This is a genomic window from Streptomyces rishiriensis, from assembly GCF_003112535.1.
GTDB classification, from domain to species: domain Bacteria; phylum Actinomycetota; class Actinomycetes; order Streptomycetales; family Streptomycetaceae; genus Streptomyces; species Streptomyces rishiriensis.
This window is the reverse complement of sequence record NZ_BEWA01000004.1, coordinates 85,281-108,991: the sequence shown is the minus strand read 5'-3', so window position 1 is coordinate 108,991 and position 23,711 is coordinate 85,281. Positions and strand designations below refer to the sequence as shown.

The following is a 23,711-nucleotide window of genomic DNA, read 5'->3' as shown; positions in this document are numbered from 1 at the left end:
GCCGACGATTCCGAAGGTCCCCCATTCGTAGGAGTCCCGGTGACGCAGAGTGGACAGGGCGAGGAGCCCTCGGCGCAGCCCGCGCGCGAAGGCATCGTGCTGCCCTCCGACGGTGGGGAACCCCTGCTGCCGGGAATGACGCCGAACGTGCCGCGGCCGGGAGCCCGGCCGGCCCCGCAGCAGCCCGGCCCGCAGCAGCAGGGCGAGCACTCCGGCGGGTACGGCGCTCAGCCGTACGGGCAGCCGGACCCCGGCCCCCAGGAGTACGGGCACCAGGGCCAGCAGGGCCAACAGGAGTACGGGCAGCAGTACGGGCAGCATCAGTACGGGCAACCGGCCTACGGTGAGCCCGGTGAGCCCGGTGAGCCCGGTCAGCACCAGCCTGGACCGCAGGACTACGGACGTCAGGACTCCGGCCGTCAGGACTTCGGGCAGCAGGCGCCGTCCGGCGGGCAGAACTGGGGGCAGCCCTGGGGACCCGACCGGCAGACGGCCGCCCCGCAGCAGTCGGCCCAGGGCTGGCCGCTCCCCGCGGACCATGCGGACCCGGCGCACCGGCACGGCCAGACGCACCAGCAGGGCCAGCAGGGGCAGGCCGGGCAGCAGGACCCGTGGAACGCCTCGCAGGATGCCTGGAACGGCGGCTCCCGGGCGGGCGCCGGACCGCTCCCGCCCGAGGGCGCACCCGCCCCGGGCGGCGCGGCCTACGGCCAGGGCGCGCCCCTGCCGCCGGCCGTGGCCCCGGCCGACGAGGGCGCGACCCAGTACATACCGCCCGTACCGGCCGCCCCGGCCGACGAGGGCGCCACGCAGTACATACCGCCGGTCCCCGCCGACGAGGGCGCGACGCAGTACATTCCGCCGGTCCCGGCCGCCCCCGCCGACGAGGGCGCGACGCAGTACCTCCCGCCGGTCGCTCCGGGCGCGCTGCCGCCCGAGAGCCCGGCCGAGTCGACCCATTTCCTGGGCCACGTCCCGCGGAACGCTCCGGGGCCGATGCCCGGCACGGGCGCCTTCCCCGGCGCACGGCAGGGCGCGCACCCCGACTCCGAGGCCACCCAGTACATTCCGCCCGTCCCGGGCCAGGGCGACGGCGACGGGCAGCCGCCCGCCGGGTTCGAGAACCTGTTCCGGGACGGCCCGGGCGGCGACGGCCAGGCCGGGTCCACGCAGCAGCTTCCGCGTTTCAGCGAGCCGGACGTCCCCGGACACGGCGCCCGGCAGGGGTACGGAGCCGGGCCCGCCGCCCGTTCTCCGCAGCCGCCCTACGCCCAGCCCGCCCACACCCCGCCGGGCGGCCCGGAGACGGGCGGGAGACGCGGGGCGCACGACGACGACGGCGACGGCGGCCGGCGCCGCTCGCGGGTGCCGCTGTTCGCGGCGATCGGCGTGGCGCTGGCGGTCGTCGGCGTCGGCGCGGGCGCGATGCTCGCGGGCGGCGGCGGTGACAAGGCCGGCAGCGGCAAGACCGTCGCCGCGTCGGCTCCCGTCTCCGGGGACTCCGGGTCGACGTCCACCGACGCGGCCCGCCAGCAGGCCGTCGAACTGGACAAGCTGCTGGCCGACAGCGGCAGCAGCCGGGCCAGCGTGATCGGCGCGGTGGCCGATGTGAAGGGGTGCGACAACCTCTCGCAGGCCGCCACGGATCTGCGGGACGCGGCCGAGCAGCGCACCGGCCTGGTCACGAAGCTGTCCGCGCTGAAGGTCGACCGGCTGCCGGACCACGCCACGCTGACCGCCGCCCTCACCAAGGCCTGGCAGGCGTCCGCGTCGGCGGACGACCATTACGCGGCCTGGGCCGACCAGGTCGACGGCGACAAGAAGAAGTACTGCAAGAAGGGCTCGGCCCGCGCCACCGGCGAGGCGCAGGCCGGCAACCGGGCGAGCGGCACCGCCAGCGCCCAGAAGAGCCAGGCCGCGAAGCTCTGGAACGAGATCGCGAAGAAGTACGGCCTCACGCAGCGCGGGCCCACCCAGCTGTAGCCCCCGCCCCGCACCGGCTGTGGCCCCCGCCCCGCACCGGCTGTGGCCCCCGCCCCGCACCGGCTGTAGCCCCCGCCCCGCACCGGCTGTGGCCCCGCCCGGTCGCGCGGCTGGTGCCCCGCCCGGTCGGCATGCCTGCCCGCCGGGCCGGGCGTCAGCCGACGTCCGCCTTCTGCAGGGTCTTCGTCATGTCGACGAAGCCCTTCCTGGCGGCCACCAGCCGGCCCTTGCGCACCGTCTGCAGGGTGACGTCGGCGTTGACCAGGCGGGGGAAGCCGATGGAGGCGAGCTGGTCCGAGAAATGCCAGCGGAGCGTCGGCGTGAGGCCGCCCGTGGTGATCCGCAGGCCGTTGTCGAGGGCGGCGCGGACGCTGTCGGCGGTCACGTCGCCGCCGGCCAGCGACTCCACGGCCTGCCGGAACACGGTGTAGGCGATCCAGGTGGTCTGCACCCCGGTGTCGGTCGGGTCGATCCGGGTGTCGGAGAAGGCCGCCTCGCTGATCACCTTCTTCATCGGCGCCCAGGCGGGGTCGCTCGCCTCGGGGTACCAGCCGGTGACGTACGCCCCCTCGAAGGGTCCGGAGCCGGCGCCGGCCGCGTCGATCACCGTCTGGTCGACGCTGCCGAGGACGGTGGCGGTGCGCACCTCCGGGTGGTCCGCCCGGGTGCGGCGGAAGGAGTCCATGAAGGTGCTGGTGCGGTCCCCGAGCGCGGTGACCACACAGCCCTTCCCCTTCTTCTTTTCGCCCTGCCCGCTGGTCCCGTTCTTCGTGCCGGTCCCGCCGTCGGTCGCGTGCGCCAGGGCGGTCTCGGCCTGCGCCGCGTACTCGGCGGCGTCCTCCGGGGCCAGCTGGTCGGCGGCCTCGTCGTGCCCGCCCGCCGTCAGCCCGGCGTCGAGCATGGCGGGCAGCGCGTCGCCGGCGATGGTGTCGGGGCGGACCAGCGAGACGGGACCGCAGCTCGTGGCCAGCTCCTTGCCGAGGCCGGCCAGCAGCGAGGGCTGACCGCCGTTGACCGGATAGGACAGCGGGCTGGTGAACTCCGCGTTCGTGACGCCGTAGCCGCCGATGTAGGGGATGCCGGCGCCTTCCAGGTGCGGGAAGAAGGCGTCGGAGTGCTGGCTGTAGGAGCCGACGACGGCGACCGCGTGCTCCTTGACGGCCTGCCGGGCGCACTTCGAGGCGGCCACCGTGTCGTTGTGTTCGTTGCAGGTCAGGACCTTGAGCTTGCGCCCGTTCAGGCCTCCGGCCGCGTTGACCCAGCGGGCGTAGGCGCGGGCGAAGGCGGGCATGCCGGGCTCGTTGGTCGCGGACGTCCCCTCGGGCGCCCACGTCATCACGACGATCGGGTCGCCCCCGGAACCCCCCGTGGTACCGGGGACGACCCCGCATCCGACGGCGAGCGACGCACAGGCGGTCAGCGCGCCGGCCGAGAGGGCGACTGCTCTGACGGACCTGGTGAAGCGGACGGACCTGGGGAGGAAGGTGCTTCGCGTGGACGTGCGTCGCCTGCCGGTCATGGACACGCACGATTCCGTCACATCACCAACCCGGGAGTGACCCTCGGTCGACGAGCGGTGACGGGAAGGTGAATTGCAGGGGCCCGTGACGCTCCTGGGGTGAGGAAACGTACGATCGGTGACCGTGCAAGGTTCGGAGAACTCTTCCCGTCGCGGCCGTCGCTCGTTCACCATGGGCGGCATGCCACTCAACGACATGCCGTGGTGGCGCTGGCGCAGCAATGTGCGCTCCGCGCTGCACATGCTCTCCGATCCGGTGTTCCAGCAGAACGTCTGGCTGGCGGGCGTCGAGGGGTACGGGGACGTCACCGACGCCGTGTACCGCCTGGTCGAGGACACCTGGCTCGACAACTGGTCCGCCGAGAAGTACGTCGGGACGATCTTCCGCGACTCGCAGGAGGCGGCCCTGGTCGACACCGCGGTGCTGCGCGTGCTGCGGATCATGCACCAGGTCGGGCCGGACGCCCCGGTCTCCGCGTACGTCGACCACGAGGCGTGGCCGGACGCGGTGCGGGCGGCGCGGGACGCGCATGTGCGCATGGCGGCGAGCGACGGCGACGACCCCGACGCGCCGCCCCGGACGCTGGAGGTCCTGCGCATCATGACGCGGGCGGCGTAGACGGCGTACGGGGCGCGAGGGGTGGAGGGCGCGGCACGGGCGTGGACGGGGACGTCGGCGCGGTGACCGGATGGGGCGTCCCGTTCCGTCCTGCGGGACGGTTGCCCACGGCCCCGGGCGGTATGCGACCCTGTCGGGCATGAACGCGCAGTCCGGCCGAGCCGCGGCGAACCCCGCCGACCAGTACGTCCTCACCCTCTCCTGCCCCGACAAGCAGGGCATCGTGCACGCCGTGTCGAGCTACCTCTTCATGACCGGCTGCAACATCGAGGACAGCCAGCAGTTCGGCGACCATGACACGGGTCTGTTCTTCCTGCGCGTCCACTTCTCCGCCGAGCCCCCGGTGACCGTGGACAAGCTGCGGGCGAGCTTCGCCGCGATCGGCGACTCGTTCCACATGGACTGGCAGATCAACCGGGCCGACGACAAGATGCGCATCGTCCTCATGGTCAGCAAGTTCGGGCACTGCCTGAACGACCTGTTGTTCCGCGCCAGCATCGGCGCGCTTCCGGTGGAGATCGCGGCCGTGGTGTCCAACCACACCGACTTCGCCGAGCTCGTGGGCTCGTACGGCATTCCCTTCCACCACATCCCGGTGACGAAGGAGAACAAGGCGCAGGCCGAGGCCCAGCTGCTGGAGCTGGTCCGGGAGCAGGACGTCGAGCTGGTCGTCCTCGCCCGCTACATGCAGGTCCTCTCCGACGACCTCTGCAAGCAGCTCAGCGGGCGGATCATCAACATCCACCACTCCTTCCTGCCGAGCTTCAAGGGCGCCAAGCCGTACCACCAGGCGCACGCGCGGGGCGTGAAGCTGATCGGCGCGACGGCGCACTATGTGACCGCCGACCTTGACGAGGGGCCGATCATCGAGCAGGAGGTCGAGCGGGTGGGGCACGGCGTCACGCCGGACCAGCTCGTCGCCGTCGGGCGGGACGTGGAGTGCCAGGCGCTGGCCAGGGCCGTCAAGTGGCACGCGGAGCGCCGCATCCTGCTCAACGGCCGGCGGACGGTCGTCTTCGCGTAGGAGTCCGCTCCTGCTTCCACGGGGGCGGCCGCAGACGGATCGCGGCCGCCCCCGTGACGTCCTGTGCCGACGCCCTTTGTCGACGCCCTGTGTCGACGTCCTACATCCGGCTCAGGCTCGCCGCCGCGAACAGCACGTCCCGGATCGCCTCGCGGTCGCCGAGCTGCCCCGCGGCCGCCTCCTCGGGCGACACATGGCCCGCGGCCAGGCGGCAGAACTCCACGTCGTCCAGGGCCACATGGGCCACCTCGTGGTCGGCGGAGCCCACCGCGCCCGGCGAGTCCAGGGGGATCAGCCACTGGCCGCCGCCGGAGCCCTCGATCTCCAGCCGCAGGCTGCGGCCGGGACGGCCGGCGCTCACCAGGTGGCGGGTGTGGTGCGAGGGCGTGGCGAGCCCTGCGCGGCGGCGGGCCGCCAGCGTCTTCGGCAGCATCCGGGCGGCCAGGTCGATCATGTCGTGCAGATGCCGGGGCGCGGGCGGCGCGTACGGGTAGTCGACCGCCTCGGCGATGTCCTCGGCGTGCACCCAGCACTCGAAGGCGCGGTCCAGCAGGGCGTCCCGCAGGGGCAGTTCGAAGCCGCCGTAGGACACCGGCATGGCGCCGTGCCCCTCTCCGCCGGTGAAGGACACCGTGCGCACCAAGGCGTGGGTCTGGTCGCGCCAGGGGCCGCGCACGGAGCGGGTCGGCGGAAAGCGCGAGGCGGCCCAGAAGGCCTCGGTGCGATGCGCCGGGGTGCCGGGCGGGCAGTCCGCCGCGCGCGACCGGTCCGCGCCCCTGTCCGCCTCGCCCGCGTCGCGCGTCCCGGCCGCATCCAGCGGGTCGTCGAGTCCCAGGGCCAGGGCGACCAGTCCGGCCACCGCGAGCAGATGGGCGATGACCCCGGCGACCGTGGTCCGCCGGCTCGTGGCCTCCTGGCCGCGGAACCAGCGCAGCCGCACGGGGGCGTGCCACTCGGCGTCCCCGAAGTCCTGGAGCAGGGCGTCCAGCCGCGCGGTCTCGGCGTCGTACGACTGTGCCCAGCGCGGCACCGGGATGCCCGGCGGGCGACGGGTCAGACAGCCGTCGAGGACGCGGGTGCGCAGCCCGGGGTCCAGGTCGAGGCTCTCCGGGCGCTGCAGCAGGCCGACCGCCTCGCGCAGCCGCCGTGCCTCGTCGGCGCAGGCGCCGCAGTCTCCGAGGTGCTCCTCGACGGCTGCCGTCTCCTCGGCGGAGCAGGCCGCCAGCGCCCATGCCCCGAGCAGGGACTTGAGCACCGGGTGCTCCAGCCGGAGCGGCTGCGGGAGGGCCGGCTCCGGCGCCGCGGGCAGTGGCAGCCCGCTGTCCTCGACGGACGCGCGGGGCAGCGGGACGCGGGGCGGCCGGCCGGGACCGGGCGAGGAGGGAGCCTCCTGGCCGCCGCCGCCGTCATCGCCGCGGTCGTCGCCGTCGCCGGGGCCGCCCGTCCCGCCCGGTCCGCTCGTGTCGTCCGGCCCGTTCATCCCGGTGGGCACCCTGTCCTCGCCGTGTGCCTGATCCCTGTCCTCTCCGCCCGGCCGGCCGTCCCGCTGCTCGTCCTCCTCGCCCTCGCCGTCGTACGACAGCCAGGGGGTCGCGTCGCTCACGCGGCACCCCCGTATCCGGGCGGGGCTCCGGGGGCCGCGACGTCGTGGGCCGTGGAGAGCAGTTGGAGGCCCAGCCGGAGCCGGCGGCGGGCCTCGTCCTCGGTGACGCCGAGGTCGGCCGCGGTCTGGCGGTAGTCGCGGCGCTGGAAGTAGGCCAGTTCCAGGGCGGCGCGCAGGGGCGCGGGCATGGCCTGGACGATGTAGTCGGCGCGGGCGGCGACGGACGCGTGCCGCACCCTGCGCTCCAGTTCCTCGGTGGCCTCGGCCGAGCCGCGGCCGCTCTCGGCCAGCGCGGCGGTCTCGGTGGCGCGCAGCCGCTGCACGGCGAGACGGTGGGTCAACGCGGCGACCCAGGTGCGCAGCGGGCCCTGCCGGGGGTCGTAGGCGTCGGGGTGCTCCCAGAGGTGGGCGAAGACCTCGCGGGTGATGCCGTCGGCCGCCCGTTCGTCTCCGAGCACGCGATGGGCGAGACCGTGCACGAGCGAAGCGAACCGGTCGTAGAGCTCGCCGAGGGCGGCCGCCTCACCGCGCGCGAGCCGCTGCTGCATCTTGCGGTCCCAGCGGGGCGGTGCGTCCTTTTTCGCCATCTGGCCCCCTCACCCGTGTCCGTCCCTCTGGTCGTGCTTTCGGCCGTGCGTGTGTTCAGCGTGCGTCCGCCGTCTCCTCGAATGTAGTCGGCACGTACGACAATGCACGCCCCTTTGTTTCAATGTGCGCCCCCTGTCCGCCACAGGGTGGTATGGGCGGCGCGTACCCGACAGGCACGGATCGAACCGGACTGGATATGACAGAAACAAGCCTCCTTCCGTTGGTTTCTGTTTTTCCGCAGGTGTTTCGGGGCAATGCCGCTGGGCAGCCGCGCTGCAAGGAAGCGAAGGGACAGCTTCCGTTCCCGGCCAGCGACAGCGAACGAAGGGCGTGGTGGTGGCCTTCACAGTGACCGGCGGCGAGCAGGGCGGATGGGCCGTGCTCCACGTGTCGGGCGAGCTGGACCTGGTGACGTCGCCCGTGCTGCGGCAGCGGGTGCACGACGAGGTGGCCGAGGGCCGCCACAGTCTCGTCCTGGACCTCTCCGACGTGTACTTCTGCGACTCCAGCGGGGTCGGCGTCCTGATCGCGGCCCGTCGGCTGATCCGCTCCTGCCGGGGGCGGCTGCGGCTGATCCTCCCCGCGCACGGCGCGGCCGACGGTTCCCACGTCAACCGGGTCCTGGGCGCGCTGGGCGTGCGCCGCCTCTTCGACGTCTACGGCGATCTCGCCGACGCCGTGGACGACGGGACCGAGCCCCTCTCGGCGTGAGCCGTGCGCCGCTCCGCCACACCCCTGTCCCGGAATTCCCCCGGTCTTGGCACAGACGTCGCCTTCCGGACACCCGGACGTCTCCGGCGTCGTACGCTCCCTGCCGGGAGCACTCTTCGACCCGTGCCGGGGAGCGCCCGCGCAGCACCGTCGGCCCACGCCCGGCGGCGACGCACACATCCATCACGTGACGACGTAAGGCGGCCCGAGCAGACATGGTCAGCAGTGAGTACGAGCGCAGGATCGCCGCCCGGTTCGCCACCTTCGACCAGGACGGCAACGGCTACATCGACCGGGTGGACTTCGCCGCCGCGGCCAAGGCGGTGCTCGCGGAGTTCGCGACCGCCGCCCGCTCCGACAAGGGGCAGGCCCTCTACGCGGGGGCCGAGGCGTTCTGGCAGGGCATGGCCGGGATCGCCGACCGGGACGGCGACCAGCGCATCAGCCGCGACGAGTTCGTGAACAGCGCGGTCAAGCGCCTGCGCGACAACCCGGAGCGGTTCGCCGAGATCGCCCGCCCCTTCCTGCACGCCGCCCTGGACGTCGCGGACGCCGACGGCGACGGCCGGGCGACGGTGGAGGACACCGTCCGGGTGCTGCACGCCCTCGGAGCGCCCGACGAGGTCGCCCGCGGGGCCGCCGCCGTCCTCGACGCGGACGCGGACGGCAAGGTCGGTGAGGCGGAGATCGTCCCCGCCTTCGCGCGCTACTTCACCGTCCCCGAGTAGTCCTCCGCGGCGGGCGGCCGGGCGGGCCGCGCGTAGCGTTCGCGGAGCTTGTACTTGAGGACCTTGCGCAGCGTGTCGTTGCGCGGCAGGGCCTCCACCACCTCCAGCCGCTCCGGCAGTTTGTGGACCGACAGCCCGCCCGCGCGCAGATACGCGGTCACCGTCGCCAGGGTCAGCGGCTCCGCGGCCGCCGGCGCCCGTTCCACCACCGCGCACACCAGTTCGCCGCGCTCCGCGTCGGGCAGGCCGATCACCGCCACGTCCCCGACGGCCGGGTGCGCGGCGAGCAGGTCCTCGATCTCCTTCGCGGACACGTTCTCGCCCTTGCGGATGATCACGTCCTTCAGCCGCCCGGTGAGGACCAGATGGCCGCTGTCGGTCAGGCGTCCCAGGTCGCCGGTGCGCAGGAACCCGTCCGCGTCGAACGCCTCGGCGCTCTGGGCGGGATCCAGGTATCCCTGGCACACGGCCTCCCCGCGCAGCCGCACCTCCCCGTCCGTCACGCGTATCTCCATGCCCGCCGGGGGCCGCCCCTCGGTCGTCGCGAGGTTCTCCGCGGTGTCGTCGGGCGACCCCATGGTGATCATGGGCACCTCGGTCATCCCGTACCCGTGGGTCAGCTGCACGCCCATCTCGCGCACGACGGCGTGGTACACCTCCGGCGGCTTGGGCGCTCCGCCGCCGGCGAGCAGCCGCAGCGTGGGGATCACGGGGACGCCGGGCCGCTTGCGCTGCTCGGCGAGGAACATCGAGTAGAACGCCGTCGACCCGCCCGCGACCGTCACGCCGTGCCGGCGGTACCCCTCCAGCGCGTCCGGCAGCGCGAAGTGCTCGAACATCACCGCCGGGAAGCCGTACAGCAGCAGCATGACGGTGTAGTCGGGTCCCGCGATGTGGGCGTAGGGGAACGCCATCGAGCCGACGTCGTCCGGGGTCAGCCGGAGCGCGTGGGCGAGGCAGGAGCCGCCCGCGATCAGCGAACGGTCGGTGTGCAGAACGCCCTTGGGGTTCGAGGTGGTTCCCGAGGTCCAGTAGATCCAGCGCACCGAGCCGCCGTCGGCGGGCGGCGGCGGAAGGACGCCCGGATCCCCGTCCGGCAGGTCGTCGTACGCCTCGAAGACGCCCCTCGCGCCCAGCCGCCGGGCCATCTCGGTGTGGTCGTGGCCCCGCCAGACGCCCGGCACGGCGAAGAACTCCGCCTTGGACTCGCGCAGCGCGAAGCCGACCTCGCGGTCGCGGTAGAACGGGATGACGGGGGACTGCACGGCCCCCAGCCGGGCCAGGGCGAAGGACAGGACGGCGGTCTCCAGACGGGTGGGCAGCTGCCAGGCGACGACCGTGCCCGGGCGCACGCCCATGTCGTACAGCCCGGCCGCGGTGCGCTCGGCCCGCTCGCGCAGCTCGCCGAAGGTCAGGGTGCGCTCCTCCTGGAGGAGGACCCGGCGGTCGGGGGTGAGGCCGGCGCGGCGGGCGAGCAGTTCCCAGAGCGTGCGGGAGCCGCTCAGCTCGTGGGCGGTGGCGGTGGCGGTGTCGTTCACGTCGGCCCCCTGACCTAGCTGACGGGTAGTCAGATTTTCGGCAGAGCGTAGGGCTGGTCGCCTTGTCGGTCCAGGGGTCGCGGACTAGCCTGCTGGGGAGACAGCATCTGACGGCCCATCAGATAGCGCTGCGGACAGCGCATCGCACGACTGGCGCACCGCCAGGCGGAGGGGAAGCCATGAGCACCGAACTGCCGCGCATCGTCAGCGTCGACGATCATGTGATCGAGCCCGCGCACCTCTTCGCGACCTGGCTGCCGCGCAGGTACCGGGACCGGGGGCCGCAGCCCCTCACCGCCGGGATCGGCGAGCTCGCCTACGTCGCCGGGAAGTACCAGATCACCATGGACCCGGACGGCCCGCCCACCGACTGGTGGATCTACGAGGACCTGAAGTTCCCGTACAAGCGCAACATCGCCGCCGTCGGCTTCGACCGCGACGAGATGACGCTGGAGGGGATCACCCGGGAGGAGATGCGCCGCGGGTGCTGGGATCCGAAGGCCCGGCTGGCGGACATGGACCTCAACCACGTCGAGGCCTCGCTGTGCTTCCCGTCCTTCCCCCGCTTCTGCGGCCAGACCTTCGCCGAGGCGCACGACAAGGAGGTCGCGCTCGCCTGTGTGCGCGCCTACAACGACTGGATGGTCGAGGAGTGGTGCGGGGGCAGCGGCGGCCGGCTCGTCCCGCTGTGCCTGATCCCGCTCTGGGACGTCGCGCTGGCGGTGGCGGAGATCCGCCGCAACGCGGCCCGCGGGGTACGCGCGGTGACCTTCTCCGAGATCCCCAGCCACCTGGGACTGCCCTCGATCCACTCGGGCTACTGGGACCCGTTCTTCGCCGTCTGCGAGGAGACCGGGACGGTCGTCAACATGCACATCGGCTCGTCGTCGCAGATGCCCGCCGCCTCGCCCGACGCGCCCCCGGCCGTCCAGGCGTCGCTGTCGTTCAACAACGCGATGGCCTCGATGATGGACTACCTCTTCAGCGGCGTCCTGGTGCGCTTCCCGCGCCTCAAGCTGGCCTACTCGGAAGGGCAGATGGGCTGGATCCCCTACGCCCTGGAACGCGCCGACGACGTCTGGGAGGAACACCGCGCGTGGGGCGGCGTGCGCGACCTCGTCCCGGAGCCGCCGTCGACGTACTACTACCGCCAGATCTTCTGCTGCTTCTTCCGCGACAAGCACGGCGTCGCGTCGCTGGACGCGGTGGGACGCGACAACGCGACCTTCGAGACCGACTACCCGCACGTGGACTCGACCTTCCCGCACACCAAGGAGGTCGCCCTCGACCACGTCAAGGGCCTCGACGACGAGACGGTCTACAAGCTGATGCGCGGCAACGCGATCCGCATGCTCGACCTGGACCTCGACAAGTAGCCGCGCGGCGACCAGGGCAGGGGATCAGGACCATGGACCTCTCGGACAGCCCCGAGGACGCGGAGTTCCGGGCCCGGCTGCGCGAGTGGCTCGCCAAGGCGCTGCCCGCGCTCCCGCCGAAGCCCTCCCCGGACGACTGGCCCGGCCGCCGCGCCTACGACCTCGGCTGGCAGCGGACCCTGTACGAGGCCGGGTACGCCGACGTGCACTGGGAGGCCTCGCCCGGCGTCCGGCTGATCTTCCTGGAGGAGACGGAGAAGGCGGGCGCGCCCTACGTGGGGGCCGGGTTCGTCGGGCTGCTGCACGCGGGGCCGACCATCGCCGCCGAGGGGACGGCCGAACAGCGGGCCCGCTGGCTGCCGCCCGTCCTGCGCGGCGAGGAGGTCTGGTGCCAGGGCTTCAGCGAGCCCGACGCCGGCTCCGACCTCGCCGCCCTGCGCACACGCGCGCGGCGCGACGGCGACGACTACGTGGTGAGCGGGTCCAAGATCTGGACCTCGCACGCGGAGGTCGCCGACTGGTGCGAACTGCTGGTCCGCACGGACCCGCGGGCCCCGAAGCACCGGGGCATCACCTGGCTGGCCATGCCCATGGACGCCCCGGGCGTCACCGTACGGCCGCTGCGCACCCTCGCCGGCTCCGCCGAGTTCGCCGAGGTCTTCCTCGACGAGGTGCGGGTGCCGGTCGCCAACCGGGTGGGCGCGGAGAACGACGGCTGGCGGGTGACGATGGTGACGCTGTCGTTCGAGCGCGGCACCGCCTTCGTGGGCGAGGTCGTCGCCTGCCGGCGCGTGCTGGGCGAACTGGCCGTGCGGGCACGCCGTGACGGGCGCTGGGACGACCCGGTCCTGCGCCGGCGGCTCGGCCGCCTCAACGCCGAGTTCCGGGCGCTGTGGCGGCTGACGCAGTGGAACGTGAGCGAGGCGGAGGCCGCCCGCGGCGGGGTGCCCGGCGTCGGGGGCTCGGTGTTCAAACTGAGGTACTCGCAGGCCCGCCAGGAGCTGTACGACACCGCTGCCGAGGTCCTGGGCGACGCCGCCCTGGACCTCGACCGCCCCTGGGTCCGTGACCGGCTGTCCTCGCTGTCGTACACCATCGCGGCCGGCACCTCGCAGATCCAGCGCGACATCGTGGCCGAACGGATCCTGGGACTGCCGAAGGGGAGGTGACGTCCGCCATGCGCTTCCGGCCGACGGACGATCAGCGCGCGCTGCGCGACGGCGTACGCGCACTGCTGGCACGCCGGTTCGACCGGGAGGCCCTGCGGGCCGCAGTGGACCGGCCGGGGCGGCTGGACCGGGCGCTGTGGCGCGAGCTGGGCGCCGCCGGGTTCTTCGCGCTGCGGCTGCCCGAGGCGGACGGCGGCGTGGGACTGGGGCTGCCCGAGGCGGTGTTGGCGTTCGAGGAGGCGGGCCGGGCCCTGCTCCCCGGACCGCTGCTGGCCACGCACCTCGCGGCGGGACGGGTGCCCGGCGCGGCCGAGGGGGAGACGGTCGTCGCCGCCGTCGACGGCGGCGGACTGGTGGAGTGGCTCGCACAGGCGGACGTCGTGAGCGGCGACGCCGACGGGGCCGTGCCGCTGAACTCCGTGGACCCGCTCACTCCGCTGCACACGGTCCCCGCGCGCGGGGCCGCCGACCCCACCGCGGTCCTCCTCACGGCCGCGGAGCAGCTCGGGACCGCCACGCGCGCGTGCGAGCTGGCTGTGCAACACGCCCGGGCGCGTGAGCAGTTCGGCCGGCCGATCGGGGCCTTCCAGGCGGTCAAGCATCTGTGCGCGGATCTCCTCGTGCGGGTCGAGACGGCCCGCGCGGCGGTCTACGCGGCCGCCGTCACCGCCGACCCGGCCGACATCGCGGCCGCCCGGCTCCTCGCCGACGAGGCCGCCGTGCGCGGCGCGCGCGACTGCCTGCAGGTGCACGGCGGCATGGGCTTCACCTGGGAGGCGGACGTCCACCTGCTGCTGAAACGCGCCTGGGTGCGCACCCGCCGTGCGGGCGGCGGGACGGAGAGTGAGGAGCTGCTCGCGCGGGACCTGCTGTCCGGGACGGGCGGTCAGCGGAGCTGTCTGCGGTGACGGAGGGGCCGGCGGGCGGGCGGCCGCGCGGATGTCGCGGATCGTGGCATACCGGAATCACGGAGCGTTGATATCGGGTTGTGTCCGATGCGTGACCCGTCACGGCCCGGAGTCGGCGGATCGCTCCGGTACCTTCTGTGGGATGCGAGTGGTTCCGAGCATGAGCCATGCCGGCGGTGCCCCTGGGGCGATGCCGGATCCGGCGGTGCGCGCCGCCGCTCGCAGGGCGGACGGGCTTCTCGCCCCCGCCTGTTCGACTCCCCGCAACGAGCGTCGCACAGTATGCCGCACGGGTACTCCTTCGCGATGGAATATGCCCGAAGCGCTTGTTGGGGTGACTGTAGGTCAACCAAGCTGTCTCCTAAGGGATTCACGTTCCGTCACCCTGCCTCTGGCTGTTGTTCTGGCCATGCAGAAAATGGCTACGATCGTGGCCCCCGTCGTCATGGTGCTCACGCGGCTCGCGTGGCGCACGTGGCGCACGGCCATGTGTCCGCCGGTTCGGATGGTGTGAGCGGTGCAGGTGCTTCAAGTGCAACTGGAGATCCGGCCCGACCCCGCTGAGGTGGGGCGCGCCCGCAGGTGGGCTCGTTCGCGTCTCGCCGGGTCGGGGATAGAGGACGAGGAGCCGCTCGCCGAGACGCTGATCCTGCTCGTCTCCGAGCTGGTCACCAACGCCGTGGTGCACACCGGCTGTCCGGCGGTGCTGCGGCTCTCCCTGCCGGGTGCGGCGGGCGAGCCGTCCGTCGTCCGCCTGGAGGTGGCCGACGCCAGCGACCGGGCCCCGGTGCCCCGGTGCGTCGGCGACGAGGCGACCGGCGGCCGCGGCCTGGCCCTCGTCGACGGACTCGCGGACCGCTGGGGCTGGAGCGTCGAGGGCGCGGGCAAGCGCATCTGGTGCGAGCTCGACCGCTGTGCCGCGCCGGGCCGGGCGGAGACCGACCGGGGCGGCGTCGCCGAGTGCGCGGCCGCGGCCGAACGCGCGGTCGCGGTGCGGACGAAGCCCGCGCCGGCCTATGGAGGCTTCGCCTACGAGGTGGTCTGACGCGTCGTCGGCGCACGCTCCGGGTCGTGTGCCGGTCGCGGCGCACGGTCGTGAAACGCCCGGCGGGACGCGGTGCGCGGATGCAGGAAGCGTCGTCGGTTCTCGCCCGCCGGGGAGTCGGTGCGCCCGTCTGTGCTTCCGTGCGCGCCCACCGCGAATCGGATGTAAGTAACAAATCGTCGTCCGGGTGTTGACGTGAGGTGTCCGTTTGATCACGCTTGTGGGCAGCGATTCGCCGTGAGGGGACGACGAGGGCTTCGGTGACGGGAGCCCTTGCCGAGCGTGGGTCGTGATTCGGCGCCGACGGCTTCCTCAGGGCCCTGGGGAGTCGAGGGGGGTGCGCCGGAGTCGGATGGCGGTGCGCGGTGCCGTGCTCGGGGCGGGCGGCCGCGCGCCGCCGGCCGACGACTTCCGGGTCCCTCGCGTCCCGGGCCTGTTCCAGGGCTCAGAGAACGGCCACGGGCGCCACCGGAGTTCCCGTGCCGCCGACGAACGGCTCGGGCATCGCCGACAGCAGGAAGGCGTAGCGGCCGGTTTCTCCACAGGCTGTGGATAACTTTTCGAGATTCCAGTTCTGGCCCTGCAGCATCCCCATCTCCACCAGGTGGAGCGCGTGCACGGGCAGCCACAGGTCCTCGATCTCCGGCGGGAAGATCTCGAACGTCAGGGTGTCGTCGGCGACGGCGGCCACGTCGCGCGCGTGGAACCACTCCGGCGTGCGGACGGACAGCCCCGGGGACGGATAGCCGTACCCGTGCTTGTCGCCGCTCAGATAGACCTGGACCTGCCCGGTCCGTACGAGCACCACGTCGCCCGCGCGCACGCGCGTGCCCGCCAGCTCCTCCGCCGCGTCCAGGTCCTGCGGGGTGACCGCGTGGTCGCCCGCCAGCCGGTCGACGCCGCGCGCGCGTGCCACGTCGAGCAGCACCCCGCGCGAGACGACGTGCCGCGCCTTGTCGATGCCGCTGAACTCGGCTCCCCCGTGCGCCGTGACGGTGGCGGCCGGGCGGCCGTTGTAGAGCTTCCCCGAGTGCGACACATGGGTCAGCGCGTCCCAGTGGGTGCCGGCCTGGAGGCCCATCGTCACGATGTCGTCGCTGCACGCCACCGTGCCCGGACCGAAGATCTCCTGGTTGATCTGCACCATGGCGTGCAGCGGGTTGACCCGGCCCGGGATCAGCCCGGTCTGCACGCCGTCCTCGCGCAGCGGCAGCGCCAGCGGGACGCGGCGGCCGGTGCGGATCTCGGCGGCCGCGGCGCGGACGACGTCGTCGGTGATCAGGTTCAGCGTGCCGATCTCGTCGTCGGCCCCCCAGCGTCCCCAGTTGTTGACGCGCTTCGCGATGTCGTGGAACTCGACGGGCAGTGTCATTCCATGCCTCCCCGGGGCTTGTCCCCGACCGGCGGACGGGTCAATCTAGACCTCGAATCTCAAATCTAACGGTCCGTCAGAAACTGCGGGAGGGGTCCGGACGTGGGGAACTTCCTGACCGGCAAGACCGTCGCCGTCACGGGCGCGGGACGAGGCATCGGACGAGCGGTGGCGCTTGCCGCGGCGGCCGAGGGCGCGCGCGTCGTCGTCAACGACTACGGCGTCGGCGTGGACGGGGCCGCGCCCGCCAGTGAGATCGCCGAGGCCGTCGTCAAGGAGATCGAGGCGGCGGGCGGGGAGGCGGTCGCCGTCGCCGACGACATCTCGACGATGGCGGGCGGTCAGCGCGTCGTGGACACGGCCCTGGAGACGTACGGGCGGCTCGACGGAGTCGTGTGCGTGGCCGGGATCCTGCGCGAGCGGATGCTGTTCAACATGTCCGAGGAGGAGTGGGACCCGGTCCTCGCCACCCACCTCAAGGGCACGTTCACGGTGTTCCGGGCCGCGTCGGCGGTGATGCGCGGGCAGCGCTCCGGCACGCTGATTGGCTTCACCAGCGGCAACCACCAGGGCTCGGTGTCCCAGGCCAACTACAGCGCGGCCAAGGGCGGGATCATCTCGCTCGTGCGCAGCGCCGCGCTGGGCCTGCACAAGTACGGGGTGACGGCCAACGCGGTGGCCCCGGTGGCCCGGACGCGCATGTCGGCCGGCGTGCCCATGGAGCTGGCGGAGATGGGCGAGCCGGAGGACGTGGCCGCCTTCGTGGTCTACCTGCTGTCGGACCGGGCGCGCGAGGCGGGGGTCACCGGGCAGGTGTACACCGTCGCGGGGCCGAAGATCGCGGTGTGGGCGCAGCCGAGGGAACTGCGTTCGGCCTACGCGCAGGGGGGTTCCTGGACGCCGGAGCGGATCGCCGAGGTGCTGCCCGCGACCGTCGGGGTGGACCCGATGCCGATGCTCGCGCGGCTGGAGGAGATGGCGCGTGCCGCGCGGGAGGGCAGCCGGCCCAACGCCTGAGCATGCTTCCCGCGGTCTTCCGGGCGCGGGTCGTCCGTGGCGGGTCGTCCGTGGCGGGTCGTCCGTGGCAGGTCGTCCGTGGCGGGTCGAGCCCACGCGGCGCAGCCGCACGTCGATGCGGCGCCGCGCCCCGCGGGCTGCCGGCCGCGCTTGTCCAAGGAGGGGAACGTGGACTTCGGATTCACGCCGGCGGACGACTCGTTCCGCGCCGAGGCTCGGGCCTGGCTAGCCGAGCACGTTCCGCACGCCTGCGGTCGCCGTGCCTGGGAAGGCGCCCTCGGGGCGGCCGGGTGGGTCGGGATCGGGTGGGGGGAGGGCGGGTACGGCAACCGGACCGCGACTCTCACGCAGCAGGTCGCCTGGGCCGAGGAGTACGCCCGGTCGGGCGCCCCGCCCCGGTCCGGGCACATCGGGGAGAACCTCCTCGCGCCCACCCTCCTCGCCCACGGCACGGCGGAGCAGAAGTCGCGCTTCCTGCCGCCGATCGCCGCCGGCGCCGAGCTGTGGTGCCAGGGATACAGCGAACCCGGCGCGGGATCCGACCTCGCCGCACTGCGTACGAGAGCCGAACCCGCCGCAGGCGGACGGTCCTACCGCGTCACCGGGCAGAAGATCTGGACGTCCCTCGCCCATGAGGCCGACTGGTGCTTCGTGCTCGCGCGCACCGACCCGGAGTCGAGGCGTCACCACGGGCTGACCTTCCTCCTCCTGCCCATGGACCAGCCGGGACGGATCGAGGTGCGGCCGATCCGGCAGCTCACCGGCACCAGCGACTTCAACGAGGTGTTCTTCGACGGCGCCCACGCGCGTGCCGAGCACGTCGTCGGCGCGGAGGGCGACGGCTGGCGGGTCGCGATGAGCCTCCTCGGCTTCGAGCGCGGGGTGTCGACGCTCGCCCAGCAGATCGGCTTCGCACAGGAGTTGGCGCGGGTGGTGCGCACGGCCGTGGAGAACGGCACGGCCGACGACCCCGTCGTGCGCGAGCGGCTGGTGCGGCTGTGGGCGGAGTTGCGCACCATGCGGTGGAACGCGCTGCGCACGCTGGGGGGTTCGGGCGGGGCGGGTGCGCCGAGTGTGGCGAAGCTGTTGTGGGCGGGCTGGCACCAGCGGCTGGGGGAGGCTGCGGTGCAGGTGCGGGGAGCGGCGGCGAGTGCCGGCCCGGCGGACTGGTCGGCCGCCGCGCCGTACGGGCTCGACGACGCACAGCACCTGTTCCTGTTCTCGCGGGCCGACACGATCTACGGCGGCTCGGACCAGGTCCAGCGCACGATCATCGCCGAGCGCGTGCTCGGTCTGCCCAGGCAACCCAAGGGATGAGGCGGAGGGGAGCAGCGTGATGCGAGGCGTGGTGTTCGACGGGAAGCGGGTCGAGGTCGTCGGCGATCTGGAGGTGCGTGAGCCGGGTCCTGGCGAGGTGCTGGTCGCGATCTCGGCGGCCGGGCTGTGCCACAGCGACCTGTCCGTCGTCGACGGGACGATCCCCTTCCCGGTGCCCGTCGTCCTCGGGCACGAGGGCGCGGGCGTGGTGGAGGCGGTCGGCGCGGGGGTCTCCCATGTCGTGGCGGGCGACCACGTCGCCCTGTCCACGCTCGCCAACTGCGGCGCGTGCGCGGAGTGCGACCGGGGCCGGCCGACGATGTGCCGGCAGGCCATCGGGCGGCCGCAGAAGCCGTTCACGCGCGCGGGGCGGCCGCTGTTCCAGTTCGCCGCGAACTCCGCCTTCGCCGAGCGGACGGTGGTCAAGGCGGTGCAGGCGGTCCGCATCCCGAAGGACGTTCCGCTGACGTCCGCCGCGCTGATCGGGTGCGGGGTGCTGACCGGGGTCGGGGCCGTCCTCAACCGCGCGCGGGTGGGCCACGGGGAGAGCGTCGTCGTCATCGGGACGGGCGGGATCGGGCTCAACGTGCTGCAGGGCGCGCGGATCGCGGGCGCGTCGCGCATCGTCGCCGTCGACGCGAACCCGGCGAAGGAGGCGGCGGCGCGGCGGTTCGGGGCCACGCACTTCCTGACGTCGGCCGACGGCGTGCGGGAGGTGCTGCCGACGGGCGCGGACCACGTCTTCGAGTGCGTGGGACGCGTCGAGCTGATCCGGGCCGCCGTCGACCTGCTCGACCGGCACGGTCAGGCGGTGCTGCTGGGGGTGCCCCCGGCGGCCGCCGAGGCGTCCTTCCTGGTCTCCTCCCTGTTCCTGGACAAGTCGATCCTGGGCTGCCGGTACGGCGCCTCACGGCCGCAGCGGGACGTCGCCCTGTACGCGGAGCTGTACCGCGAGGGCCGGCTGCTGCTCGACGAACTCGTCACCCGGACCTACCCGGTGGAGGACTTCGAGAAGGCCGCGACGGACGCGGAGGCGGGGCGGGTGGCGCGCGCGGTGCTGACGTTCTGACCGCCGCCGGTCCGGAAGGTGCGGCGATACGCCGTGGGGGTGACCCCGAGAGCCGCTTGTAGGTGCTGGCGCATCGACTGGGCGGTGCCGAAACCGGCGTTGCGGGCGATCCGATCGACGGACAGGTCGCTGGACTCCAGCAGGTGCCTGGCCCGTTCGACGCGCTGCTGGGTGAGCCACTGACCCGGGCTGATGCCGACCTCCTCACGGAAGCGGCGGGTGAACGTCCGTACCGACATGGCCTCCTGCTCGGCCATGTCACGCAGCTGGATCGGCTCGTGCAGGCGGCCCAGCGCCCAGGCGCGGGCGGCGGTCGTGGTCGCCTGCTGCGGGTCGGGCACCGGACGCTCGATGTACTGCGCCTGGCCGCCGTCGCGGTGCGGGGGCACGACGGTGCGGCGGGCGACGTCGTTGGCGACGGCGGTGCCGTGGTCGCGGCGCACCATGTGCAGGCACAGGTCGATCCCGGCGGCGACGCCGGCCGAGGTGAGCACGTCGCCGTCGTCGATGAACAGGACGTCCGGATCGACGTCGATCCGCGGGAAGAGCCGCTGGAGGCGCTCGGCGTCGGCCCAGTGCGTGGTGGCGGGCCGGCCGTCGAGGAAGCCGGCGGCGGCCAGGACGTACACGCCTGTGCAGATGGAGGCGAGACGGGCGCCGGGCCGGATCATGGCGAGGGCGGCGGCGAGCTCGTCGGTCAGGACGCCCTGCTCGAAGACCGGGCCGAGCTCGTAGGAGGCCGGGACGATCACGGTGTCGGCGGTGGCCAGGGCCTCCGGGCCGTGCGCGACGTCGACGGCGAAGTCGGCGTCCGTCTCGACGGGGCCCGGCGGCCGGACGGAGCAGGTGACGACCTCGTACAGATGCCGGCCCTCGGCGTCCTTCGGGCGGCCGAAGATGCGGTGCGGGATGCCCAGCTCGAAGGGGAGCAGACCGTCGAGGGCGAGGACGACGACGCGGTGGGGACGGAAGGGCCGCTCATCGTGAGGCATGGCCCGATCCTAGTGAATGCTGTCTTTCGGGCCACTCGTTTCAGCGGGGCGGGTGGCCGAAGGTCGATGATGTGACCCAGACAACCGAACCGCCCGCAGGCGCAGGGCGACGGAACCAGGACAGGCCGCCCCGCATCCGCGTCCACCGGGCCTGGTTCGTCGCCGCCGTCACCTTCGTCACGATCATCGGAGCGGCGGCCTTCCGCTCGCTCCCCGGTCTGCTCATCGACCCGCTGCACGAGGAGTTCGGCTGGTCGCGCGGCACGATCGGCGCGGCCGTCTCGGTCAATCTGGCGCTGTACGGCCTGACCGCCCCGTTCGCGGCGGCCCTGATGGACCGCTTCGGCATCCGGCGGGTGGTCGCCGCGGCGCTGACCGTGATCTCCGTCGGCTCGATGCTGACGGTGTGGATGACGGCCGCCTGGCAGCTGATGCTGTACTGGGGCCTGCTGGTGGGCCTCGGCTCGGGCTCGATGGCGCTCGCGTTCGCCGCGACGGTCACCAACCGGTGGTTCACCGAGCGGCGGGGCCTGGTCAGCGGCGTCCTGACCGCGGCCTCCGCCTCCGGCCAGCTGATCTTCCTGCCGCTGCTGTCGTGGACGGTCACGCGCTACGACTGGCGGCCGGCCGCGGTGACGGTCGCGCTGGCCGCGCTCACCGTCGTCCCCTTCGTGTGGCTGCTGCTGCGGGACCATCCGGCCGACGTCGGTCAGAAGCCCTACGGCGCGCGGGAGTTCGTGCCCAAGCCCGCGCCGGTGCGGGGCGCCGCCCGCCGCACCCTGCGGGTGCTGGCCTCGGCCGTGCGCACGGGCCCGTTCTGGCTGCTGGCCGGCACCTTCGCGATCTGCGGCGCCTCGACGAACGGCCTGGTGCAGACCCACTTCGTGCCGGCCGCCCACGACCACGGCATGCCGGTCACGGCGGCGGCTTCGCTGCTCGCCGTCATCGGGGTGTTCGACGTGGTCGGCACCATCGCCTCCGGCTGGTTCACCGACCGCTTCGAGGCGCGCCGGCTGCTGGCGGTGTACTACGCGCTGCGTGGCGTCTCGCTGCTGTTCCTGCCCCTCCTGCTGGCCCCCTCGGTCCACCCGCCGATGATCTTCTTCATCGTCTTCTACGGCCTGGACTGGGTGGCCACCGTCCCGCCCACCCTCGCGCTGTGCCGCGAGCACTACGGCGAGGACAGCGCCATCGTCTTCGGCTGGGTCCTGGCCTCGCACCAGGTGGGCGCGGCCCTGGTGGCCTTCCTGGGCGGCGTGGCCCGCGACGCGTTCGGCTCGTACGACGTGGTCTGGTACGGCTCCGGGGCGCTGTGCGCCGCCGCCGCGTTGATGGCGCTGGTGATCCGGCGCCGGCCCGCGGTCGTGGCCGGCTCCCCGGCCCCGGCCCCGGCCCCGGCCGCGGCCTGAAGGCGGCGGCGAGGGCGACGGCGGCCGGAAGGCGACGGCGGTGCGACGGGGCGGGGCGCGCAACCCGCCGGTGATTACTCCACGTACTGGGCGGCTACCTTACGTAATGTGAGGTTCGTCGAGTTGCTCTGCCGTTCGCTGCCTGTGGAGGCGCCTCATGACAGCCCTGTCCCGTCGTGGCGTACTGAAAAGCCTGCCTCTCGCCGCCGGGGCGGTCGTGGCCGCGGGAGCGGCGGGTCCGCCCGCGGTGGCGCGGCAGGCGGCCGACCCGCCCTTCCCCGAGCCGGAGACCCGCAGCTCGTCGCCCGCCACGGGACGGCTGACGACCGAGCTGACCGTCCGGTTCACCGACCTGGACATCCCCGGCGTCGGCCGGGTGACCACCCGCACCTACGAGGGGACCGTCCCGGGGCCGACGCTGCGCGTGCACCCCGGGGACTCCCTGGAGATCACGCAGATCAACGCGCTGCCGGCGAACGGCGGTGCGAAGCATCAGGAGATGAACGTCCCGCATCACTTCAACAGCTTCAACCTGCACGCCCACGGCATGCACGTGGACCCCGCGGGCGAGTCGGACAACGTCTTCCGCGTCTTCGAACCCGCCTCCGCCCCGGGAGCCACCACCGCCCACCGCAGCCGCATCGACGTGCCCGCAGGTCACCCGGCCGGCACGTTCTGGTACCACCCCCACCACCACGGATCCACCGCGACCCAGGTGCTGGGCGGCATGGCGGGCGTGCTCATCGTCGACGGCGACGTCGACGAGGTGCCCGAGATCGCCGCCGCCCGGGAGGTCGTCGTCTGCATCAGCGAACTCAAGGTGTCCGGCGGCCGGGTGCCGGACCTGACCTCCAGCGGCGTCTACGACACCATCGCCTCGACGTTCCTGGTCAACGGCGTGAAGAACCCCGTGCTGACCATCGCCCCGGGAGAGATCCAGCGCTGGAGGATCGTCAACGCCGGGGCGCTCACGGCGCACTTCCTGAACCTGGCCGGGCAGGAGATGCACCAGATCGCCTGTGACGGCGTCACCTTCATGGAACCCGTCGCGACCACCGGACTGACGCTCCCCATGGGCGGACGCGTCGACGTGCTGGTCCGCGGCGGCAAGCCGGGCACCTACCAGCTCACCGGCGGCGGCCCCTCCCACCCCCTGCTCACGCTCGTCGTCACCGGCGCCGCCCGCACGATGTCACTGCCGGCCCGGCTGCCCGGCCGGCCCCCCGAGCTGCCCGCGCCGACCCGCACCCGGGCGCTGACCTTCCGCAGTTACGAGAACGTCTTCTCCGGCGCCTTCCCGAACGCCTACCGCATCCTGGGCGACGGCGAGACCCCGCCCGCCGTCCCGCAGGGCGGCAGCAAGGACGCCGCCTGGGGCCGCTACTCGCCCAGCCACGTCAACCAGCGGGTACGGCTCGGCGAGGTCGAGGAGTGGACGGTCGTCAACGACTCGCGCGCCCACAGCCATCACCCCTTCCACCTGCACACCAACCACTTCCTGCTGACCGCCGTGGACAGCCGCCCGCTGGCCACGCCGGTCTGGCACGACACCGTCGCCGTCCCGCCGAACGGCTCGGTCACCTTCCGGCTGCGCGCCGAGGACTTCACCGGCCGCTCCATGCTGCACTGCCACCAGCTCCAGCACGGGGACGAGGGCATGATGCAGGTCGTCGACTACGTGAACTGAGCGCCGACCGCCGACCGCCGACCGCCGACCGCCGACC

The 23,711-nt window shown here is 73.4% G+C and carries 20 protein-coding genes; 14 read left to right on the top strand and 6 right to left on the bottom strand.

What is annotated here, in order from left to right; all coding sequences use genetic code 11:
- The first annotated feature begins 39 nt into the window (after nt 1-39).
- Entirely contained in the window at nt 40-1,983 is a 1,944-nt protein-coding gene (locus Sri02f_RS07465; RefSeq protein WP_109000300.1) for a hypothetical protein, read from the top strand.
- A gap of 154 nt (nt 1,984-2,137) precedes the next feature.
- On the opposite strand, the gene Sri02f_RS07460 is transcribed toward Sri02f_RS07465, so the two are convergent.
- A complete protein-coding gene (locus tag Sri02f_RS07460) occupies nt 2,138-3,502 on the bottom strand; it encodes an ABC transporter substrate-binding protein (protein ID WP_109000299.1) in 1,365 nt (454 codons plus the stop codon).
- Between the two features lie 118 nt (nt 3,503-3,620).
- Between Sri02f_RS07460 and Sri02f_RS07455 the strand changes: the two genes are divergently transcribed.
- Both Sri02f_RS07455 and purU read left to right on the top strand, forming a co-directional pair.
- Complete coding sequence (locus Sri02f_RS07455) at nt 3,621-4,121, top strand: SCO4402 family protein (protein WP_109000298.1); 501 nt, start codon at nt 3,621-3,623, stop codon at nt 4,119-4,121.
- Nucleotides 4,122-4,260: 139 nt separating this feature from the next.
- Entirely contained in the window at nt 4,261-5,145 is an 885-nt protein-coding gene (purU, locus tag Sri02f_RS07450; protein WP_109000297.1) for a formyltetrahydrofolate deformylase, read from the top strand.
- A 100-nt stretch (nt 5,146-5,245) separates the two neighbouring features.
- On the opposite strand, the gene Sri02f_RS07445 is transcribed toward purU, so the two are convergent.
- Both Sri02f_RS07445 and Sri02f_RS07440 read right to left on the bottom strand, forming a co-directional pair.
- On the bottom strand, nt 5,246-6,625 hold the full coding sequence (locus tag Sri02f_RS07445; RefSeq protein WP_109000471.1) for a zf-HC2 domain-containing protein: 1,380 nt from the start codon (nt 6,623-6,625) through the stop codon (nt 5,246-5,248).
- Between the two features lie 119 nt (nt 6,626-6,744).
- Nucleotides 6,745-7,335 (bottom strand): sigma-70 family RNA polymerase sigma factor, encoded by a 591-nt coding sequence (locus Sri02f_RS07440; protein ID WP_109000296.1) that lies wholly within the window; start codon nt 7,333-7,335, stop codon nt 6,745-6,747.
- A 331-nt stretch (nt 7,336-7,666) separates the two neighbouring features.
- On the opposite strand from Sri02f_RS07440, the gene Sri02f_RS07435 reads away from it, so the two are divergent.
- Both Sri02f_RS07435 and Sri02f_RS07430 read left to right on the top strand, forming a co-directional pair.
- Entirely contained in the window at nt 7,667-8,047 is a 381-nt protein-coding gene (locus tag Sri02f_RS07435) for an STAS domain-containing protein (protein ID WP_109000295.1), read from the top strand.
- 215 nt (nt 8,048-8,262) lie between these two features.
- Nucleotides 8,263-8,775, top strand: coding sequence for an EF-hand domain-containing protein (locus Sri02f_RS07430; protein ID WP_069769508.1), 513 nt, complete (start codon nt 8,263-8,265; stop codon nt 8,773-8,775).
- On the opposite strand, the gene Sri02f_RS07425 is transcribed toward Sri02f_RS07430, so the two are convergent.
- The gene (locus Sri02f_RS07425) at nt 8,754-10,313 is read right to left on the bottom strand and encodes a class I adenylate-forming enzyme family protein (protein WP_109000294.1); all 1,560 of its coding nucleotides are present in this window, start codon (nt 10,311-10,313) and stop codon (nt 8,754-8,756) included. The genes Sri02f_RS07430 and Sri02f_RS07425 overlap by 22 nt on opposite strands.
- Nucleotides 10,314-10,492: 179 nt before the next feature.
- Here Sri02f_RS07425 and Sri02f_RS07420 point away from each other — a divergent pair, with 179 nt between their 5' ends.
- The 4 genes from Sri02f_RS07420 to Sri02f_RS07395 all read left to right on the top strand — a co-directional run bounded on the left by Sri02f_RS07420 (nt 10,493) and on the right by Sri02f_RS07395 (nt 14,811).
- Nucleotides 10,493-11,689, top strand: a complete 1,197-nt coding sequence (locus Sri02f_RS07420; RefSeq protein ID WP_109000293.1) for an amidohydrolase family protein — start codon at nt 10,493-10,495, stop codon at nt 11,687-11,689.
- Nucleotides 11,690-11,721: 32 nt separating this feature from the next.
- Complete coding sequence (locus Sri02f_RS07415) at nt 11,722-12,858, top strand: acyl-CoA dehydrogenase family protein (protein WP_109000292.1); 1,137 nt, start codon at nt 11,722-11,724, stop codon at nt 12,856-12,858.
- A gap of 8 nt (nt 12,859-12,866) precedes the next feature.
- Nucleotides 12,867-13,766 (top strand): acyl-CoA dehydrogenase family protein, encoded by a 900-nt coding sequence (locus Sri02f_RS07410; RefSeq protein WP_109000470.1) that lies wholly within the window; start codon nt 12,867-12,869, stop codon nt 13,764-13,766.
- A gap of 532 nt (nt 13,767-14,298) precedes the next feature.
- On the top strand, nt 14,299-14,811 hold the full coding sequence (locus Sri02f_RS07395) for an ATP-binding protein (RefSeq protein WP_109000289.1): 513 nt from the start codon (nt 14,299-14,301) through the stop codon (nt 14,809-14,811).
- Nucleotides 14,812-15,256: 445 nt separating this feature from the next.
- On the opposite strand, the gene Sri02f_RS07390 is transcribed toward Sri02f_RS07395, so the two are convergent.
- A complete protein-coding gene (locus Sri02f_RS07390; RefSeq protein WP_109000288.1) occupies nt 15,257-16,183 on the bottom strand; it encodes a cyclase family protein in 927 nt (308 codons plus the stop codon).
- A 102-nt stretch (nt 16,184-16,285) separates the two neighbouring features.
- On the opposite strand from Sri02f_RS07390, the gene Sri02f_RS07385 reads away from it, so the two are divergent.
- The 3 genes from Sri02f_RS07385 to Sri02f_RS07375 all read left to right on the top strand — a co-directional run bounded on the left by Sri02f_RS07385 (nt 16,286) and on the right by Sri02f_RS07375 (nt 19,586).
- A complete protein-coding gene (locus Sri02f_RS07385) occupies nt 16,286-17,200 on the top strand; it encodes an SDR family NAD(P)-dependent oxidoreductase (protein ID WP_109000287.1) in 915 nt (304 codons plus the stop codon).
- Between the two features lie 168 nt (nt 17,201-17,368).
- On the top strand, nt 17,369-18,517 hold the full coding sequence (locus tag Sri02f_RS07380; RefSeq protein ID WP_109000286.1) for an acyl-CoA dehydrogenase family protein: 1,149 nt from the start codon (nt 17,369-17,371) through the stop codon (nt 18,515-18,517).
- A 19-nt stretch (nt 18,518-18,536) separates the two neighbouring features.
- The gene (locus Sri02f_RS07375; protein ID WP_109000285.1) at nt 18,537-19,586 is read left to right on the top strand and encodes a Zn-dependent alcohol dehydrogenase; all 1,050 of its coding nucleotides are present in this window, start codon (nt 18,537-18,539) and stop codon (nt 19,584-19,586) included.
- Here Sri02f_RS07375 and Sri02f_RS07370 read toward each other — a convergent pair.
- Nucleotides 19,508-20,578, bottom strand: a complete 1,071-nt coding sequence (locus Sri02f_RS07370; protein ID WP_109000284.1) for a GlxA family transcriptional regulator — start codon at nt 20,576-20,578, stop codon at nt 19,508-19,510. The two genes, Sri02f_RS07375 and Sri02f_RS07370, sit on opposite strands and share 79 nt — an antisense overlap.
- Nucleotides 20,579-20,649: 71 nt before the next feature.
- Between Sri02f_RS07370 and Sri02f_RS07365 the strand changes: the two genes are divergently transcribed.
- Both Sri02f_RS07365 and Sri02f_RS07360 read left to right on the top strand, forming a co-directional pair.
- Nucleotides 20,650-21,987, top strand: a complete 1,338-nt coding sequence (locus Sri02f_RS07365) for an MFS transporter (protein ID WP_109000283.1) — start codon at nt 20,650-20,652, stop codon at nt 21,985-21,987.
- A gap of 157 nt (nt 21,988-22,144) precedes the next feature.
- Complete coding sequence (locus Sri02f_RS07360) at nt 22,145-23,674, top strand: multicopper oxidase family protein (RefSeq protein WP_109000282.1); 1,530 nt, start codon at nt 22,145-22,147, stop codon at nt 23,672-23,674.
- Nucleotides 23,675-23,711 lie beyond the last annotated feature (37 nt).

What these genes read in the sequence shown, in the direction of transcription:
- Sri02f_RS07460 (WP_109000299.1), bottom strand. Translation starts at nt 3,502, where the DNA reads ATGACCGGCAGGCGACGCACGTCCACGCGAAGCACCTTCCTCCCCAGG.
- purU (WP_109000297.1), top strand. Translation starts at nt 4,261, where the DNA reads ATGAACGCGCAGTCCGGCCGAGCCGCGGCGAACCCCGCCGACCAGTAC.
- Sri02f_RS07445 (WP_109000471.1), bottom strand. Translation starts at nt 6,625, where the DNA reads ATGAACGGGCCGGACGACACGAGCGGACCGGGCGGGACGGGCGGCCCC.
- Sri02f_RS07440 (WP_109000296.1), bottom strand. Translation starts at nt 7,335, where the DNA reads ATGGCGAAAAAGGACGCACCGCCCCGCTGGGACCGCAAGATGCAGCAG.
- Sri02f_RS07430 (WP_069769508.1), top strand. Translation starts at nt 8,263, where the DNA reads ATGGTCAGCAGTGAGTACGAGCGCAGGATCGCCGCCCGGTTCGCCACC.
- Sri02f_RS07420 (WP_109000293.1), top strand. Translation starts at nt 10,493, where the DNA reads ATGAGCACCGAACTGCCGCGCATCGTCAGCGTCGACGATCATGTGATC.
- Sri02f_RS07415 (WP_109000292.1), top strand. Translation starts at nt 11,722, where the DNA reads ATGGACCTCTCGGACAGCCCCGAGGACGCGGAGTTCCGGGCCCGGCTG.
- Sri02f_RS07410 (WP_109000470.1), top strand. Translation starts at nt 12,867, where the DNA reads ATGCGCTTCCGGCCGACGGACGATCAGCGCGCGCTGCGCGACGGCGTA.
- Sri02f_RS07390 (WP_109000288.1), bottom strand. Translation starts at nt 16,183, where the DNA reads ATGACACTGCCCGTCGAGTTCCACGACATCGCGAAGCGCGTCAACAAC.
- Sri02f_RS07375 (WP_109000285.1), top strand. Translation starts at nt 18,537, where the DNA reads ATGCGAGGCGTGGTGTTCGACGGGAAGCGGGTCGAGGTCGTCGGCGAT.
- Sri02f_RS07370 (WP_109000284.1), bottom strand. Translation starts at nt 20,578, where the DNA reads ATGCCTCACGATGAGCGGCCCTTCCGTCCCCACCGCGTCGTCGTCCTC.
- Sri02f_RS07360 (WP_109000282.1), top strand. Translation starts at nt 22,145, where the DNA reads ATGACAGCCCTGTCCCGTCGTGGCGTACTGAAAAGCCTGCCTCTCGCC.